Annotated in this window: 14 protein-coding genes; 3 read left to right on the forward strand and 11 right to left on the reverse strand. The window is 68.5% G+C overall.

The features are described from left to right. On the forward strand, positions 1-536 hold a 536-nt coding region (locus ACOJSF_RS10025; RefSeq protein WP_420142067.1), incomplete at its 5' end, for a tRNA-modifying protein YgfZ. Positions 537-588: 52 nt separating this feature from the next. Here the strand turns inward: ACOJSF_RS10025 and ACOJSF_RS10030 are convergent. Both ACOJSF_RS10030 and acnA read right to left on the reverse strand, forming a co-directional pair. Beyond that, positions 589-1,761, reverse strand: a complete 1,173-nt coding sequence (locus ACOJSF_RS10030; protein ID WP_420142068.1) for an NF038122 family metalloprotease — start codon at positions 1,759-1,761, stop codon at positions 589-591. 199 nt (positions 1,762-1,960) lie between these two features. Continuing rightward, positions 1,961-4,645 (reverse strand): aconitate hydratase AcnA, encoded by a 2,685-nt coding sequence (gene acnA / locus ACOJSF_RS10035; RefSeq protein WP_420142069.1) that lies wholly within the window; start codon positions 4,643-4,645, stop codon positions 1,961-1,963. A gap of 306 nt (positions 4,646-4,951) precedes the next feature. On the opposite strand from acnA, the gene ACOJSF_RS10040 reads away from it, so the two are divergent. Beyond that, positions 4,952-6,187, forward strand: a complete 1,236-nt coding sequence (locus tag ACOJSF_RS10040) for a NupC/NupG family nucleoside CNT transporter (RefSeq protein ID WP_420142070.1) — start codon at positions 4,952-4,954, stop codon at positions 6,185-6,187. Here the strand turns inward: ACOJSF_RS10040 and ACOJSF_RS10045 are convergent. Genes ACOJSF_RS10045 through argH form a run of 6 tightly spaced genes read right to left on the reverse strand, consistent with a single transcriptional unit; the run spans position 6,177 to position 11,641 of the window. After that, entirely contained in the window at positions 6,177-7,145 is a 969-nt protein-coding gene (locus ACOJSF_RS10045; protein ID WP_420142071.1) for a zinc transporter ZntB, read from the reverse strand. The two genes, ACOJSF_RS10040 and ACOJSF_RS10045, sit on opposite strands and share 11 nt — an antisense overlap. Continuing rightward, positions 7,142-7,870 carry a precorrin-2 dehydrogenase/sirohydrochlorin ferrochelatase family protein gene (locus ACOJSF_RS10050; RefSeq protein WP_420142091.1) on the reverse strand — a complete coding sequence of 243 codons (729 nt, stop codon included), beginning with the start codon at positions 7,868-7,870 and terminating at the stop codon, positions 7,142-7,144. The genes ACOJSF_RS10045 and ACOJSF_RS10050 overlap by 4 nt, the downstream gene beginning before the upstream one ends. Before the next feature lie 19 nt (positions 7,871-7,889). Next, a complete protein-coding gene (galU, locus tag ACOJSF_RS10055; protein WP_420142092.1) occupies positions 7,890-8,756 on the reverse strand; it encodes a UTP--glucose-1-phosphate uridylyltransferase GalU in 867 nt (288 codons plus the stop codon). Between the two features lie 2 nt (positions 8,757-8,758). Next, positions 8,759-10,033, reverse strand: a complete 1,275-nt coding sequence (lysA, locus tag ACOJSF_RS10060; RefSeq protein WP_420142072.1) for a diaminopimelate decarboxylase — start codon at positions 10,031-10,033, stop codon at positions 8,759-8,761. Between the two features lies 1 nt (position 10,034). Then, on the reverse strand, positions 10,035-10,268 hold the full coding sequence (locus ACOJSF_RS10065; protein ID WP_420142073.1) for a hypothetical protein: 234 nt from the start codon (positions 10,266-10,268) through the stop codon (positions 10,035-10,037). Further along, entirely contained in the window at positions 10,265-11,641 is a 1,377-nt protein-coding gene (gene argH / locus ACOJSF_RS10070) for an argininosuccinate lyase (RefSeq protein WP_420142093.1), read from the reverse strand. The genes ACOJSF_RS10065 and argH overlap by 4 nt, the downstream gene beginning before the upstream one ends. Before the next feature lie 16 nt (positions 11,642-11,657). On the opposite strand from argH, the gene ACOJSF_RS10075 reads away from it, so the two are divergent. Continuing rightward, positions 11,658-12,230, forward strand: coding sequence for a TlpA family protein disulfide reductase (locus ACOJSF_RS10075; protein WP_420142074.1), 573 nt, complete (start codon positions 11,658-11,660; stop codon positions 12,228-12,230). Between the two features lie 81 nt (positions 12,231-12,311). On the opposite strand, the gene dapD is transcribed toward ACOJSF_RS10075, so the two are convergent. The 3 genes from dapD to ACOJSF_RS10090 form a co-directional block, all read right to left on the reverse strand. Further along, a complete protein-coding gene (dapD, locus tag ACOJSF_RS10080) occupies positions 12,312-13,130 on the reverse strand; it encodes a 2,3,4,5-tetrahydropyridine-2,6-dicarboxylate N-succinyltransferase (protein WP_420142075.1) in 819 nt (272 codons plus the stop codon). Next, positions 13,127-13,792 (reverse strand): pyrimidine 5'-nucleotidase, encoded by a 666-nt coding sequence (locus tag ACOJSF_RS10085; protein WP_420142076.1) that lies wholly within the window; start codon positions 13,790-13,792, stop codon positions 13,127-13,129. The genes dapD and ACOJSF_RS10085 overlap by 4 nt, the downstream gene beginning before the upstream one ends. 123 nt (positions 13,793-13,915) lie before the next feature. Further along, positions 13,916-16,252: a DNA translocase FtsK 4TM domain-containing protein gene (locus tag ACOJSF_RS10090; protein WP_420142077.1), complete on the reverse strand. Its 2,337-nt coding sequence runs from the start codon at positions 16,250-16,252 to the stop codon at positions 13,916-13,918. Between the last annotated feature and the right edge of the window lie 17 nt (positions 16,253-16,269).

Consider the following 16,269-nt stretch of genomic DNA (forward strand, 5'->3'; position numbering starts at 1 on the left):
ATGCGCAGGCCGACGCGCTCGCCCGCCGCCTGACGCTCTACCGCCTGCGCCGGAAAATCGAGATCGCGCGCGATCCCGCGCTTGCGGTCCACTGGGCGGCGGAGGGCGAAGAGGGCGTGCCCGATCCGCGCCTGCCCGCGCTCGGGCGCCGCTGGCTGGGTCCGCCCGCCGCGCCGGCGGACGGCTGGCGCGCGCACCGCCTCGCGCTCGGGGTGGCGGAGGGCGTGGCCGAGCTCGGCTCGGACCGGACCCTGTGGCTGGAAGCGAACGCCGCCGAGCTGAACGGCGTCAGCTTCGCCAAGGGCTGCTATGTCGGGCAGGAAAATACCGCGCGGATGAACTGGCGGCAGAAGGTCAATCGCCGGCTGGTGGTCGTCCGGGCGTCGGCCGATCCGGGCGGGGCGGCGAACGCCTGGTATCCCGATCTCGGCCTTGCCGTCGCCCGCCGCCGGATCGAGGAGATTGCCGGCGCAGACGACGTGATCCGTCCCGACTGGCTGCGCGAAGCACTCGCCGCGCCCGCCGCCGAGGCATGAAAAAGGGGCCAGTCTTGCGACCGGCCCCTTCCCCCCCCCGCCATAAATCGTATCAGGCGGCGGCCGCTGCCTTCGCCTCCTGACGGCGGCGCAGACGAAGCGCCCCGCCCAGCCCGCCGAAGCCGACCAGCATCATGCCCCAGCTCGCCGGCTCGGGCACGCCGCTCAGCGACAGGAAGATCGACTTCGTGTCGGCGCCGTATCCCGGATTGGCCAGCACGTCGAAATTGATGTTCCAGCCGATCGCATCCAGCAGCGCCAGATCGGTGCCCGTCACGACATCGGTCAGGCCGTTGCAGGTATACGGGTTCATCACCCCGACGAACTCGTCGACGTTGCAGTTTCCGGGCGCCTTCCAGTGCGATGCCTGCCAGCCGTCGCCATAGAGATCGCCGGTCGAGAAATAGGCGCCGTCATACGCGGTGGCGCCGCCGTCCAGCGAGAAATAGGCCGGCTGGTCGAACGCCCAGTTCAGTTCGCCTTCAGCGGTGTAGCGGAACAGGTCGGCTGAATAGCCCCACCAATATTCGTCGACCGGGAAGCCGCCGCCGACGCTATAGTCGAAATCCTGCGCTCCGCTGAGGAAGCCCAGCGCATGACCCATTTCATGGATGGCGACGCCGATGAAATCGTACGAGTTGGTGTCGATGCCGTCCGTGGGGTCGAAATCGAAGCTGAAATTGGTGGAGAACGTGATGTCGGCGTCAATCAGGTCTTCGTTTCCGCCTACCAGTGCCTTCACGTTCGCGGTGGACAAAGCGATCGTGCTGCTGATCGCGTCTCCGCCGGTCGGCGCGGTGCGCGTTCCGGTGGCGGCGACGCCGGTCTGCGTGATCTGATTGAAATATTCGGGCACGGTCACGGTGACGCTGCCGTCCGCATTGGTCGGCGCGAGATTGGCATAGGCCTGCGCATCGAGCGCACTGTTGCCGGTCGCCCCCAGGACCGCTTTGTAGACGTCGATCGGCACAAATTGCTCAAGCGTGCTGCGCGTGCCGCCGAGGACGCCCGGATCGAGCGATTCGTAGCCGACCTGGAAATTGACCACCGCGTCGTTGGTCAGCACGCTTTCCCAATAGCGGGCGGCGACGGTGAAGCCGCGCTGGGCCTCGACCGACGTAAACGAATCGAGTCCCAACAGATTGATCGTCAGCGCGTGCGCCGGTGCGGCGGCCAGCGTCGTACCCGCTGCAAGCGCGAGCAGGGCCTTCCTCATCTTGACCATTGCATGAACCCCCTTGTCCCTCCGCACCGCTGCGGCGGCTGGTTAATTCCAGATGAACAAGCTGCTGCTTTGGTGGGCAGTGCGTCAAGACATGATTCGTCACGATCTTGTAAAATTGTTGCGCCGGAACCACGTCGCGCAAAGAAAAAGGGGGCGGTCTCCCGCCCCCTCCCGATCGATCTGAATTCCGCTGCCGAAATCAGGCGGCGAGCTTGCGCAGCACGTAGGGCAGGATGCCGCCGTTCAGGAAATAATCGAGTTCGTTGACCGTATCGATTCGGCAGCGCGCCTCGAACGTCTCCTCGCTGCCGTCGGCGCGGATCAGCGTCACCGACACCATCTGGCGCGGGCGCAGCCCGGCGACGTTGCGGATGGTGAAGCGCTCGCTGCCGTCCAGCTTGAGCGTCTTGCGATCGACGCCCTCGGGGAATTGCAGCGGCAGCACGCCCATGCCGACCAGATTCGAACGGTGGATGCGCTCGAAGCTCTCGGCGATCACCGCGCGCACGCCCAGCAGGGTGGTGCCCTTCGCCGCCCAGTCGCGCGACGATCCGGTGCCATATTCCTTGCCCGCCACGACCACGAGCGGCGCGCCGTCCGCCTTGTAGCGCATCGCCGCGTCGTAGATCGCCTCGACCTCGCCGGTGGGCACGTACTTGGTCATGCCGCCTTCGATGCCCGGGACCATCTCGTTGCGGATGCGAATGTTGGCGAAGGTGCCGCGCATCATCACCTCATGGTTGCCGCGGCGCGCGCCATAGGAGTTGAAGTCCGCCTTGGCGACGCCATGCTCCTGCAAATAGCGCCCGGCCGGACTGTCGGCCTTGATCGATCCCGCCGGGCTGATGTGGTCCGTGGTGATCGAATCGCCCAGGATGGCGAGCGGGCGTGCGCCGACGATGTCCTCGACCGCCTTGGGCGCCATGCCCATGCCGTCGAAGTAAGGCGGGTTCTGGACGTAGGTCGAACCGCCGTTCCACGAATAGGTGTCCGACCCCTCGATCGTGATGCCGCGCCACTTGCGGTCGCCCTCGAACACGTTGGCGTAGCGGGTGCGGTACATCTCGCTGTCGATCACGCTGGTGATCATGTCGGCGATCTCGTGGTTGGTCGGCCAGATGTCCTTCAGGAACACCTTCTTGCCGTCCTCGGTCTCGCCGATCGGATCCTTGGTCAGGTCCTCGCGCACCGTGCCCGTCAGCGCATAGGCGACGACCAGCGGCGGACTCGCCAGGAAATTGGCGCGCACGTCGGGGGAGACGCGGCCCTCGAAATTGCGGTTGCCCGACAGCACGCTCGCCGCGACCAGGTCGTTCTCGTTGATCGCCTTGCTGATCGGCGCGGGCAGCGGGCCCGAATTGCCGATGCAGGTGGTGCAGCCATAGCCGACCAGGTTGAAGCCCATCGCGTCCAGATCGTCCTGCAGCTTGGACTTGGTCAGATAGTCGGTGACCACCTGGCTGCCCGGCGCGAGGCTGGTCTTGACCCACGGCTTGGGCTTGAGGCCGAGCTGGCGCGCCTTGCGCGCGACCAGCCCGGCGGCGACCAGCACGCTGGGGTTGGAGGTGTTGGTGCAGCTGGTGATCGCGGCGATCACCACGTCGCCATGGCCGACGTCGAACGCGCCGCCCTCAACGGTCACGCGCCGGTCGGCGTCGCCCGTCTTCTTGTAGCCTTTGACCAGCTCGTTGTTGAAATTGTCGTCGACATTGTCGAGCAGCACCTTGTCCTGCGGGCGCTTCGGGCCCGCGAGGCAGGGCTGCACCGTGCCCATGTCGAGCGCGAGCGTGTCGGTAAAGACCGGATCGGGCAGGTTGGCGTCGCGCCACAGGCCCTGCGCCTTGGCATAGGCCTCGACCAGCTCGATCTGGTCGTCCTCACGCCCCGTCAGGCGCATATAGTTGATCGTCGCCTGGTCGATGCCGAAAAAGCCGCAGGTCGCGCCATATTCGGGCGCCATGTTGGCGATCGTCGCGCGGTCGGCGAGGTTGAGGCTGTCGAGGCCGGGGCCGTAAAATTCGACGAAGCGGCCGACCACGCCCTTGGCGCGCAGCATCTGCGTGACGGTCAGGACCAGATCGGTGGCGGTGATGCCTTCGGCCAGCGTGCCGGTCAGCTTGAAGCCGACGACCTCGGGGATCAGCATCGACACCGGCTGGCCCAGCATCGCCGCCTCGGCCTCGATCCCACCCACGCCCCAGCCGAGCACGCCGAGGCCGTTGACCATCGTCGTGTGGCTGTCGGTGCCGACGCAGGTGTCGGGATAGGCGACTTCGACGCCGTCGGCGTCCTTCGACACCCACACCGCCTGCGCGATATGCTCCAGATTGACCTGGTGGCAGATGCCGGTCCCCGGCGGCACGACCTTGAAATTGTCGAGCGCCTTCGATCCCCAGCGCAGGAACTCATAGCGTTCCATGTTGCGCTGATATTCGATTTCGACATTGTCGGCGAAGGCCTGCGGCGTGCCGAACTCGTCGACCATCACCGAATGGTCGATGACGAGGTGGACGGGAACGAGCGGATTGATCTTCCGGGCGTCGGCGCCGAGCGTGTTCATCGCGTCGCGCATCGCGGCCAGATCGACCACGCACGGCACGCCGGTGAAATCCTGCATCAGCACGCGCGCCGGGCGATACTGGATCTCGCGCTCGGACGTGCGATCGGTCAGCCACTGGACCATCGCCTGCAGGTCGTCGGTCGTGACGGTGGCGCCGTCCTCGAAGCGGAGCAGGTTCTCGAGCAGCACCTTCATCGAAAAGGGCAGGCGGCTGATGTCGCCGAGCTGCGCCGCCGCCTTTTCGAGGCTGTAATAATGCACGGTGCGGCCGCCGACATCGAGGGTGGAACGGGTGTTGAGCGTGTCGTGGCCGACGGCGGTCATTGTGGGGCGACTCCCGATTGCTGCGATGCGGTGTATGCGAAAGCCCCTAGCAAGCATGGCAGGGTGGGGAAAGGGCAGGTGGGGGCAGCATCCGCCAGCGACGCGTCCTTGCGATTGCAATGTAGGAAATCTTGTGAGACGCCTTCAGGGTTCGAGCGGGGTGGGGTTGATCTTGCACATCTTTGTTGGCTGCCTCTCCCATGCCTGCGTCCGGACGCAGGCGTCACCTGCCGGCCGGGCTTCGGCACCTGTCAACTTCGTCAACTTCGCGGGGCCTCGGGCATCCATCGGGCACGGGCAGCCGCTGTGAATCCGCACCTGCTCGGCCTGCTCGGCATCGTCCTGATCCTCGGCGTCGCGGTGGCGCTGTCGTCCAACCGCCGCTGGATCCGTCCGCGCGTGGTCGCCGCCGCCTTCGCATTGCAGGTCGGGATCGCGGTCCTCGTCCTCTACGTGCCGGCCGGTCGCGCGGTGATCGCGTGGATGGCGGGCGGGGTGGGCAACCTGCTCGGCTACGCCAATCAGGGCACCGCCTTCCTGTTCGGGCCGTTCGCCGCCTCCCCGCTCGGCGCCAATTTCGCGTTGCAGGCGCTGCCGGTCATCATCTTCTTCGCCAGCCTCGTCTCGATCCTCTATTATCTGGGCATCATGCAGCGGGTGGTGCGCTGGCTCGGTGGCGCGCTCGAAAAGGTGATCGGGATCAGCCGGGTCGAGGCGCTGTGCGCCGCCGCCAACATCTTCGTCGGCCAGTCCGAATCGCCGCTCGTGATCCGCCCCTATCTCGCGGCGCTCCGCCCGGCGCAGCTGTTCCAGGTGATGACCAGCGGCATGGCGGGCGTCGCCGGCACGATCCTCGCCGCCTACGCCTCGATGGGGATCAAGATCGACTATCTGCTCGCGGCCAGCTTCATGTCGGCCCCCGGCGCGATCCTGATGGCGAAGCTGATCATGCCCGACGATCCCGCCGACATCGCGCTGCCCGTGACCGAGATGGTCGACACCAGCCATGGCGGCGAGGAGGACAAGCCCGCCAACGTCATCATGGCGGCGGCGCAGGGCGCGCAGCTGGGCGTGCGGCTCGCCGTCATGGTCGGCGCGATGGTGTTCGCCTTCGTCGGGCTGGTCGCGCTCGCCAACGGGCTGCTGTCGGGGCTGGGGCAGATGGCGGGCATCGCCGACCTCACCTTCCAGCGCATCCTCGGCACCGTCTTTGCGCCCGTCATGTACCTGATCGGGGTGCCGTGGGACCAGGCGGGCGCGGCGGGCGGGCTATTCGGCGAGAAGATCGTGCTCAACGAATTCGTCGCCTACATCCATTACGGCCAGATCGCCGGGTCGTTCGGCGCGCATGGGCAGGCGGTGGTGATCTTCGCCTTGTGCGGGTTCGCCAATTTCAGTTCGATCGCGATCCAGATGGCGGTGACCGGCGGGCTCGCCCCGAATCAGCGCCCGCTGATCGCCCGGCTCGGGATCAAGGCATTGGTGGCGGGCAGCCTCGCCAACCTCATGTCGGCGGCGCTCGCGGGGCTGCTCATTTCCTGAACCAGTGCTCGGCGGCGAACCACCAGGTGACGCCGCCCGCGATCAGCGCCGACACGCCGCACACGCCGGCAAAGGCCCACGGCTCGTGCGCAAAGGGAATCCCCTCGACATTCATGCCTAGCAGCCCGGTCAGGAAGGTCAGCGGCAGGAAGACCAGCGCCACGATCGACAACGCCAGCGCGCGCGTCTCGATCAGTTCGGACCGCAGGTCGGTCAGCTGCTCGTGGATCAGCGCCGCGCGTTCGCGCACCGCCTCCAGCTCCTCGGCCATGCGCGCGAAGCGGTCGGCCGCCTCGCGCAGGTGCAGCCGGTCGTCGTCCTGAAGCCATGGCGCATCCAGCTCGGCCATCCGCGTCAGCGCGTCGCGCTGCGGCACCACGAAGCGGCGATAGACGATCGCGTCGGCGCGCGCTTTGGCGATCTTGCGGCGCGTGTCGAACGCCTTGTCGGGTTCGAGCGAGGTCTCGCAATCGTCGACCACGTCGCCCAGCGCGCCGATCACGGGGTCGACCTGCTTGGTGATGATCATGCCCAGGTGGCTGATCAGGTCGCCGGGGTCGTGGATCGCGCCCTGCTCCATCTCCTCGCGCAGCCGATCGATGCCGGCGAGCGGATGGAAGCTGACCGAAATGGCGCGTCCCTCCTCGACCCAAGCGCGGATCGAGACGAGCGGATCGTCCCCGACCTCCTCCGCCACCGCCGAGGGACCGCGCAGGTTGATGAGCGCGCCGCCGTCGATCGCCTCGCTGCGCGGCCGCGTCTCGATCGCGGTGAGCGCGTAGGCGACGGTTTCGGGCATGCCGCCATGCTGCTTGAGCCAGTCGAGCGTGTCGGCCTCGCGCCCGTCGAGGTGGACCCACACGAACCGGCCTTTGTCCGGCCGCGACGCGCAGGCGGCCGCCGCGTCGACCGCATGTCCTACCCCATCCGCGCCGCGTTCGATCGCCCAATGGTTCATGGTCGCTCCAGGATGACGGTGAGGCCGGGCAGCGGCGCGTCCGGTGCGCTGCTCACGATCCGTTCGGCGTCGGCGCGGGCGCGATCGAGGATCGCAGGGGCCATGTCGGCCGGGTGGACGATGCGGTCGGCGAGCGCGAGCAGGCGTGCCGCGCGCAGGGTCAGCTCGTCCGGATCGTCCGATGCGATGCGGACCCGTTCCATCCGGATCGACGGCGCGTCGTCGAACGCGGTCACCGGATCCCTGTGTTCGCGCAGCGGATCGAGCGCGCCGCCGGGCGCGAGCAACGCTCCGATCGCGCGGCGGCGTTCGCCCGCATCGGGATAGTGTGCGCGCAACCGCCCTCGCGCCGCGCCAAGCGCCTCGGCCAGGCGCCCGAGCCCGGCGGGCAGCAGCGCTTCCAGCCGCTGGCGCAACGCGGCCGCCAGCCCGGCCGAAACGCCGCCCGTGCCGATCGCGACCAGCACCGGATCGCGATCGACGATAGCGGGCAAGGTGAAGTCGCACAGATCGGGCCGGTCGACCGCATTGACCAGCACGCCGCGCGCCTTCAGCCGGTCGACCAGCGTTGCATCGTCCACCGCGACGATTGCCAGCGCGGCCTCCTCCTCCGGTCCGACGATATGCGCGCCGGCGCGTTCGAGCAGGCGGCGCTTGGCATCGGCGGCCAGCCCGTCACCCGCGAGGATGACGGGCCGGCCCGTCAGCCGGACGAAGATCGGCAGGCTGTGCGTAACGGGACCGTCAGATCGACCGCGCGTAGGCGCGGATCGTGTCGGCGATGTCGGGCCGCTCCAGCGCGAGCGCGAGATTGGCGATGATGAAGCCCGCCTTCTCGCCACAATCGTGGCGCGTGCCTTCGAATGTCCGCGCGTGGAACGGCTGCTTGCCGATCAGTTCGGCCAGCGCGTCGGTCAGCTGAATCTCGCCGCCCGCGCCCTTCTTGCCTTCGGTCAGGATGTCGAGCACCTCGGGCTGGAGGATGTAGCGCCCGACCGCCGCGAGCCGCGACGGCGCCTCGCCGCGCTTCGGCTTCTCGACGAAGCCCTTCACCTCGGTCACCGGCCCCGCGACCGCGCCCGGATCGACGATGCCGTAGCGGTTGGTATGCTCTTCCGGCACCTCCAGCACGGCGATGACGTTGCCGCCTTTCTCCTCATAGGTCTCGCGCATCTGCGCAAGGCACGGGCTGGCCGGGTTCCACAGCAGTTCGTCGGGCAGCAGCACCGCGAACGGCTCGTCGCCGATCAGCTGGCGCGCGCACCATACGGCATGGCCGAGACCCGCCATCTGCTGCTGGCGCACGAATGCGGCCTGACCGGGATCGAGCCGGGTCGGCTTCATCGCTTCCAGGATGTCGTGCTTGGCCTTGGCGTTGAGATCATGTTCGATCTCGAATGCGGCGTCGAAATAGTCCTCGATCGCGTGCTTGCCGCGCCCGGTGACGAAGATCATCTGCTCGATCCCGGCGGCGCGCGCCTCATCGATCGCATATTGGATCAGCGGCCGATCGACCACCGGCAGCAACTCCTTCGGAACCGCCTTGGTCGCCGGCAGAAAGCGGGTGCCGAACCCCGCCACCGGAAAGACCGCCTTACGAATGGGCTTGATGCTCACGTCTGTTTCCCCTGCAGCCATGCCGGCAGCCGGTCGGCGGCGATCAACGCCTCGATCGGCTGGCGGTCGCGGATGATTGCCCAATCCTCGCCCTTGACCATCGCTTCGGGGGTCAGCCCGCGCGAATTGTAGGTATTCGCCATCGTCGCACCATAAGCGCCGGCGGTCATGAAGGCCACCAGATCGCCCGCCTCGACGGCGTCCATCGCGCGCGCCCGCGCAAAGGTGTCGCCCGTCTCGCAGATCGGACCGACGATATTGGCGGTGGCGCGCGCGCCCGACGGGGCGACGGCGCGGATGTCGTGCCACGCATCGTACAGGCTGGGGCGGATCAGATCGTTCATGCCCGCGTCCACCACCACGAAGGGATGGGTCGTGCCTTCCTTCACGCGGATGACGCGCGCCAGCAGCACGCCGGCATTGCCGACGATGACGCGGCCGGGCTCGAAGATCAGGCGCACGTTCCAGCCGGCGGTCACCTCGCGCACCATCGCGCCGTAATCGGCGGGCGAGGGCGGGATGGGCAGCGCGGGATTGTACGGCACGCCCAGCCCGCCGCCCAGATCGGCGGTGACGATCGCATGGCCGGCCGCACGCAGATCGGCGATCAGCGTGCCGATCCGCGCGAAGGCGGCGCGGCTGGGGGCGAGATCGGTCAGCTGGCTGCCGATGTGGACCGCGACGCCCCGCACGTCGAGGCCGGGCAGCGCCGCCGCGCGGGCATAAGCGTCGAGCGCGCGGTCATACGCGACGCCGAACTTGTCGTCGGCGCGACCGGTCGAAATCTTGCTGTGCGTGCCTGCATCGACATTGGGATTGATGCGATAGGCCACGGGTGCCGCGATCCCCAGCCGGCTGGCGACGGCGGACAGCATCTCCGCCTCCTGCACCGATTCGAGGTTGAACTGGCCGATGCCCTCGGTCAGGCCGAGCTCCATTTCCTCGGCGGTCTTGCCGACGCCCGAGAAGACGATCTTCGAGGCCGGAACCCCCGCCGCCAGCGCGCGCAGCAGCTCTCCACCCGAAACGACGTCCGCGCCGAGCCCGAGGCCCGCCAGCGTCGCGAGCACCGCGCGATTGGGATTGGCCTTGACCGCGAAGGCGATGAGCGGCTCGTCGAGCCCGGCCAGCGCCTCGCGAAAGACGCGGACGTGGCGTTCGATCGTGGCGGTCGAATAGACGTAGACGGGCGTGCCCGCCTCCGCCGCGATCGCGGCGAGGGACACGTCCTCGGCGTGCATCACGCCGTCGCGCAGGTCGAAATGGTCCATTTCAGCGTGGCGGCAGATCGAAGGGGTCGTCGGGGCGCGGTTCCGAGCGGGTGATCAGCTCGTCGCTGCGGCCCGGGCGGAGAGCGGCGGGGGGCGTCATCATCTGGACCGTCGTCGGCGCGACGGGGGCGGACGCGGGCTTGGGCGGCGGCGCCTTGCCCGGCGCCGGCTTCAGCGTCTGCACGCCGCCGCACGCGGTGAGCAGCAACAATCCGGTAAGCGCGACGATCCTCATGCCGCGGCCCCCAGCGCGGCGCGGGCCTCGGCGATGCGCGTGCGGACCTGATCGGGGGCGGTGCCGCCATGGCTCCGCCGGCTCGCGACCGAGGCGTCGACCGTCAGCACCCCGAACACGCGGTCGTCGATCCGCGCGTCGATCGCCTGCAGCGCTTCCAGCGGCAAGGCGGCGAGCGCCACGCCTTCATTCTCCGCCAGCTTCACCGCGCGCCCGGTGATGTGATGCGCCTCGCGGAACGGCACGTTGCCCTCGCGCACCAGCCAGTCGGCAAGGTCGGTCGCGGTGGAAAAGCCGCCTTCCGCCGCCGCGCGCATCCGTTCGGGCACGAAGCGTGTCGTCTCGACCATGCCGGTCATCGCCGCGATCGACAAAGCGAGCAAATCGTGCGCCTCGAACACGGGCGGCTTATCGTCCTGCATGTCCTTCGAATAAGCGAGCGGCAGGCCCTTCATCGTCATCGTCAACGCGACCATGCAGCCCGCGATCCGCCCCGAATGGCCGCGCACCAGCTCGGCCGCGTCGGGATTGCGCTTCTGCGGCATGATCGACGAGCCGGTCGAATAGGCATCGGGCAGCGAGACGAAGCCGTAGGGCTGGCTCGCCCAGATCACGAACTCCTCCGCCATGCGCGACAGATGCAGCGCGCATTGGGTGGCGGACATCAAATAATCGAGCGCGAAATCGCGGTCGGACACACTGTCGAGCGAATTGTCGGTCGGCCCGTCGAAGCCCAGGGCCTTGGCGGTCGCGTGCCGGTCGATCGCGAAGCCGGTGCCCGCGAGCGCCGCGCTGCCGAGCGGGCAGCGGTTGAGCCGCGTCCGCGCGTCGGCGAAGCGCGAACGGTCGCGGCGGACCATTTCGAACCACGCCATCAGGTGGTGGCCGAGCGTGACCGGCTGCGCCACCTGGAGGTGGGTGAAGCCCGGCATGATCGTGGCGGCATGTTCCTCGGCGCGCGCCAGAAGCGCGTGCTGGAACGCGGCGAGCCCGGCGTCGACCGCGTCGATCGCATCGCGCACCCACAAGCGGAAGTCGGTCGCGACCTGATCGTTGCGCGAGCGTGCGGTGTGGAGACGGCCCGCCGCCGGCCCGACCAGTTCGGCCAGCCGGCTTTCCACCGTCATGTGGATATCCTCCAGCGCGGGATCGACCGGCACGCCGTTCGCGGCATAATCGTCGGCGATGCGGGCGAGGCCCGCGTCGATCGCGGCGACATCGTCCGCGTCCACGATTCCCTGCTTGCCCAGCATCGCGACGTGCGCGCGGCTGCCGGCAATATCCTGCTTCCACAGCTTCTGGTCGAACGGGATCGAGGCGTTGATTTCGCGCATGATCGCGCTAGGCCCCTCGGCGAAACGCCCGCCCCACATCGCATTGGAGTCCGACATGCGGCGACTTGCCTCGTTTTCCGTGCTGCTGCTGATCCCGGCGATTGCCGGCGGCTGCCATAAGCAAGCCGATCCCGCGCCGCAAGCCGAGCAGGCGGCCGAACCGGCGGCGCCCGCGCCGGCGCGTCTTGCGCCGGACACGTCGCACGCCGGAAAATCGCTCCCGACGGCGGAGATCAAGGATGGATCGGGGGCGTCGGCCAAGCTATCCGACCTCAAGGGCAAGCCCGTGCTGGTCAATCTGTGGGCGACGTGGTGCGTGCCCTGCGTCAAGGAGCTGCCGACGCTCGACGCGCTCGCCGCGCGCGAGGCGGGCACGCTTCAGGTCGTGGTCGTCAACATGGACCTGGAAGGGCCGCGCGCGGTCGAACCGTTCCTCAAGCGCCGCCCGCTCAAGACGCTGAAGACGTGGACCGACGCGTCCAACGCGCTGATGATCCCGCTGGAGGCGGCGTCGCTGCCGACCACGATCCTCTACAAGGCCGAGGGCAAGGAAGTGTGGCGCGTCGCGCGCGACGTCGACTGGACGAGCGCGGAGGCCAAGGCGCTGCTGGCGCAGGCGGGCGCATAGCGCGCTGCCGCTCGACCCGAGCGAGGTCGAAGGACGTGCTGTACGTCCTTCGACAGGCTCAGGACGAACGGAGCGTTTTTATCAATCCCGTAGCAGCTCGTTGATGCCGGTCTTGGCGCGGGTCTGGGCGTCGACGCGCTTGACGATCACCGCGCAATAGAGGCCGGGCCCGCCGTCCTTGCCGGGCAGCGTGCCGGGCACGACCACCGAATAAGCGGGCACGCGGCCGGTGAAGACCTCGCCGGTCGCGCGGTCGACGATCTTGGTCGACGCGCCGAGATAGACGCCCATCGACAGGACCGCGCCTTCCTCGACGATCACCCCCTCGGCCACCTCCGCCCGGGCGCCGATGAAGCAGCCATCCTCGATCACCACCGGATTGGCCTGGAGCGGTTCGAGCACGCCGCCGATCCCGGCGCCGCCCGACAGATGGACGTTGCGGCCGATTTGCGCGCAGCTGCCGACGGTCGCCCAGGTATCGACCATCGTGCCCTCGCCCACGCGTGCGCCGATGTTGACGAAGCTCGGCATCAGCACGACGCCCTTGTCGATGAACGCGCCGCGCCGCGCCACCGCGCCCGGAACCGCGCGGAAGCCGGCGGCGCGGAAGCGCGCTTCGTCCCAGCCCGCGAACTTGGTCGGCACCTTGTCGAAGCCGGGCCCACCCGGCGTGCCGCCGTCGACCACCGCATTGTCGTTGAGGCGGAAGGAGAGCAACACCGCCTTCTTGAGCCATTGGTTGACGGCCCAGCCGTCGGCGCGCTTCTCGGCCACGCGCAAAGACCCGTCATCGAGACCCGCCAGCGCGGCCTCGACCGCGTGGCGCACCGCGCCGGTGGTGGCGGGCGAGAGGGTGTCGCGCGCATCCCAGGCGGCGTCGATCGTGGCTTCGAGCGTCATTGATCCTCCAACATATGGTGCAGCCAGTGGCCGAGGTCGGCCGTCCGGTAATCGATATGATCGGCGCTGTCCTCCCCGACCTGCTCCGATCCATTGTCGATCCAGAGGGTGGTGAGGCCGAGCGTCTTGGCGGGTTTGAGGTTGCGCGCCATGTCGTCGGCGAACAGCGCGCGGGCGGGATCGATGCGGAACGCCTGGACCATCGAGGCATAGGCGGCCGCCGCCGGCTTGGGCTCGTAGGCCATGGCGTGGATGTCGTGGATCGCTTCGAAGCTCTCCGACAGGCCGACGCGCGCCAGCACGCGACGGGCATAAGGCGCGTCGCCGTTGGTGAAGATCAGCTTGCGGCCGGGCAGGCGAGCGATCGCCTCGATCAGGCGGCGATCCTCCTGCAGCACGTCCATCTCGATCGCATGGACATCCTCCAGGAAATGATGCGGGTCGACGCCGTGCTCCGCGATCAGGCCCGACAGCGTAGTCCCGTGCTCGCGGAAATAGCCTTTCTGGAGACGGTACGCCTCCTCGCGCGGCAGGCCGGTGATGCGCGCGACATAATCGGTCATGCGGCGGTCGATCAGCCCGAACAGATCGCACGAGGCGGGATAGAGCGTGTTGTCCAGATCGAAGATCCAGGCATCGATATGGGCGAGGGAGGGATTCATAGGCGCTCCCCTATCACCGTCGCCCCAGCGCAGGCCAGGGGGAATCGCACATACGGCCATCCACAACCATTTTCGCGAGAGAAACTGGCCCCTGCCTGCGCAGGGGCGACGTCGGGGGGCGGATTACAGGTAGCTCGGCAGGTCGACCGGCTCGATCAGCACATCGCGGCGGCCGACATGGTCGGGGGTGGAGATGATGCCGGCCTTCTCCATGCGTTCGATCAGGCGCGCCGCGCCGTTATAGCCGACGCGAAGCTGGCGCTGGAGCCACGAGGTCGACGCCTTCCGGTTTTCCACCACGAGCTGGACAGCGCGGCGGTAGGTCTGCGTTTCGGGATCGTCCGGGCCGGTCGGCGCGCCCTCGATCTCATAGGCGCCCTCCAGCGGCTCTTCCGTCACGGCCGCGACATATTCGGGCGGGCGCTGCGCCTTCCAATGCTCCGCCACGCCGCGCACCTCGTCGTCGGACACGAACGGCCCGTGGACGCGGACGATCTGCTTGCCGCCCGCGACGTAGAGCATGTCGCCCTTGCCCAGCAGCTGCTCCGCCCCCTGCTCATTGAGGATGGTACGCGAATCGATCTTCGACGCGACCTGGAAACTGATCCGCGTCGGCAGGTTCGCCTTGATCACGCCGGTGATGACGTCGACCGAAGGGCGCTGTGTCGCCATGATCAGGTGGATGCCCGCCGCGCGCGCCTTCTGCGCCAGCCGCTGGATCAGAAACTCGACCTCCTTGCCAGCGGTCATCATCAGGTCGGCCAGCTCGTCGACCACCACCACGATCATCGGCAGCGGCTCATATTCGAGCTTCTCTTCCTCGTAGAGCGGCTGGCCCGTATCGGCGTCGTAGCCGGTCTGGACGCGGCGGCCGAGCGGCTGGCCCTTGGCCTTGGCCGCCTTCACCTTCTCGTTGAACGAACCGAGGCTGCGCACCTGGATCGTCGCCATCATGCGATAGCGGTCCTCCATCTGCTCGACCGCCCATTTGAGCGCGCGAATCGCCTTGGCGGGTTCGGTCACGACCGGGGAGAGAAGGTGCGGGATGTCGTCATAGACCGACAGTTCCAGCATCTTCGGATCGATCATGATCATCCGGCACTGGTCGGGCGTCAGCCGATAGAGCAGCGACAGGATCATCGCGTTCAGGCCGACCGACTTGCCCGATCCGGTCGTGCCGGCGACGAGCAGATGCGGCATCGGCGCCAGGTCCGCGACGACGGGGTCGCCGCCGATATTCTTGCCGAGGATCAGCGCGAGGTTGCCGGGCGACTGTTCCTCGAACTTGTCACTGGCGATCAGCTCCGACAGCACCACGCTTTCGCGCTTTTGATTGGGCAGCTCGATCCCGATCACGGTGCGGCCGGGGATGGTCGCGACGCGCGCCGACAGCGCCGACATGTTGCGCGCGATGTCGTCGGCCAGCGCGACCACGCGGCTCGCCTTGATCCCGGCGGCGGGCTCGAGCTCGTACATCGTTACGACGGGGCCGGGGCGCACCTCGGTCACGCGGCCGCGGACATGGAAGTCCTCGAGCACGGTCTCCAGGAGGCGGGCGTTGCGCTCCAGCGCGGTCTTGTCGAGCGTCCCCGTGGTCGGCGGCGGGGCGGGCGACAGCAGGTCGAGCGTCGGCAGCACCCAGGTGTCGCCCAGATCGAGCTTCGCCTGACGCTCGCGCTGGTTACGGATGTTCGGCGGGGGCGCGGCGCGCACGGGCGTGGTGATGGTCGGGCGGGGCGGTTCGGCCGCATCCTCCGCCTCGGGCTCGATCGCGGGCCGCGGGCGCACGGCGGCGCGGCGGAGGGGGGCGGTGGGAGCCTCTGCCGGGGCTTCCGAAAACTCGTCGATCTCGCGCAGCTTGCGGCGCGGGAACAACGCGGCGCGCTCCTCCGCGTCGAGCCCGAGCGCCCAGAAAGCGAGGCCGAGTCCCGCGATCGTCAGCAGCAGGATCGCGGCAACCCGCACGCCCGCCGCCCCGCCCGGCAGGCCCAGACCCCGCCCGTCATCGATCGCGCGCGCGGCGCCGAGGCCGACCGCCCCGCCCGCGCCGGCCGGCAAAGCAGCGATCGATCCACCGCGAAGCAGCGCGATCGCGATGCCGAGCAAAAGCATGCCGAGCAATGTCACAGGCAGCGCGCGCTTCCACCTGCCCGGATGCACCCCGCGCCACAGCCGCAGCGCGACGGTGATCAACGGCGGGATCAGCAGGATCGACGGCAGGCCGAAGATCGTCAGCAGCAGGTCGGCGGTCCACGCGCCCGCCGGACCCAGTACGTTGCGGACCGGGCCGCCCGCCGCCGTCATCAGCGCGGGGTCGCCGGGCGAATAGCTTGCCAGCGCAAATCCCAGCATCAGCGCGGCCGCGAGGATCGCGAGCGCACCCGCCATGGCGCCGCCGCGCTGCCCGATGCGACGCGCCCCGTCGATCCATGCCGCCCCGCCCGCCGCCCGGCTCGCCATCCGTCTCACCCGTTATC

The sequence above is a fragment of the Sphingomonas sp. genome (assembly GCF_048594985.1).
In the GTDB taxonomy this organism is placed as follows: domain Bacteria; phylum Pseudomonadota; class Alphaproteobacteria; order Sphingomonadales; family Sphingomonadaceae; genus Sphingomonas_I.

Coding starts and splice junctions, on each gene's coding strand:
- ACOJSF_RS10045 (WP_420142071.1), bottom strand. CDS start 7,145: ATGAACCATTGGGCGATCGAACGCGGCGCGGATGGGGTAGGACATGCG.
- ACOJSF_RS10065 (WP_420142073.1), bottom strand. CDS start 10,268: ATGAGGATCGTCGCGCTTACCGGATTGTTGCTGCTCACCGCGTGCGGC.
- ACOJSF_RS10075 (WP_420142074.1), top strand. CDS start 11,658: ATGCGGCGACTTGCCTCGTTTTCCGTGCTGCTGCTGATCCCGGCGATT.
- ACOJSF_RS10090 (WP_420142077.1), bottom strand. CDS start 16,252: ATGGCGAGCCGGGCGGCGGGCGGGGCGGCATGGATCGACGGGGCGCGT.
- ACOJSF_RS10030 (WP_420142068.1), bottom strand. CDS start 1,761: ATGGTCAAGATGAGGAAGGCCCTGCTCGCGCTTGCAGCGGGTACGACG.
- lysA (WP_420142072.1), bottom strand. CDS start 10,033: ATGGACCATTTCGACCTGCGCGACGGCGTGATGCACGCCGAGGACGTG.
- argH (WP_420142093.1), bottom strand. CDS start 11,641: ATGTGGGGCGGGCGTTTCGCCGAGGGGCCTAGCGCGATCATGCGCGAA.
- ACOJSF_RS10085 (WP_420142076.1), bottom strand. CDS start 13,792: ATGAATCCCTCCCTCGCCCATATCGATGCCTGGATCTTCGATCTGGAC.
- acnA (WP_420142069.1), bottom strand. CDS start 4,645: ATGACCGCCGTCGGCCACGACACGCTCAACACCCGTTCCACCCTCGAT.
- dapD (WP_420142075.1), bottom strand. CDS start 13,130: ATGACGCTCGAAGCCACGATCGACGCCGCCTGGGATGCGCGCGACACC.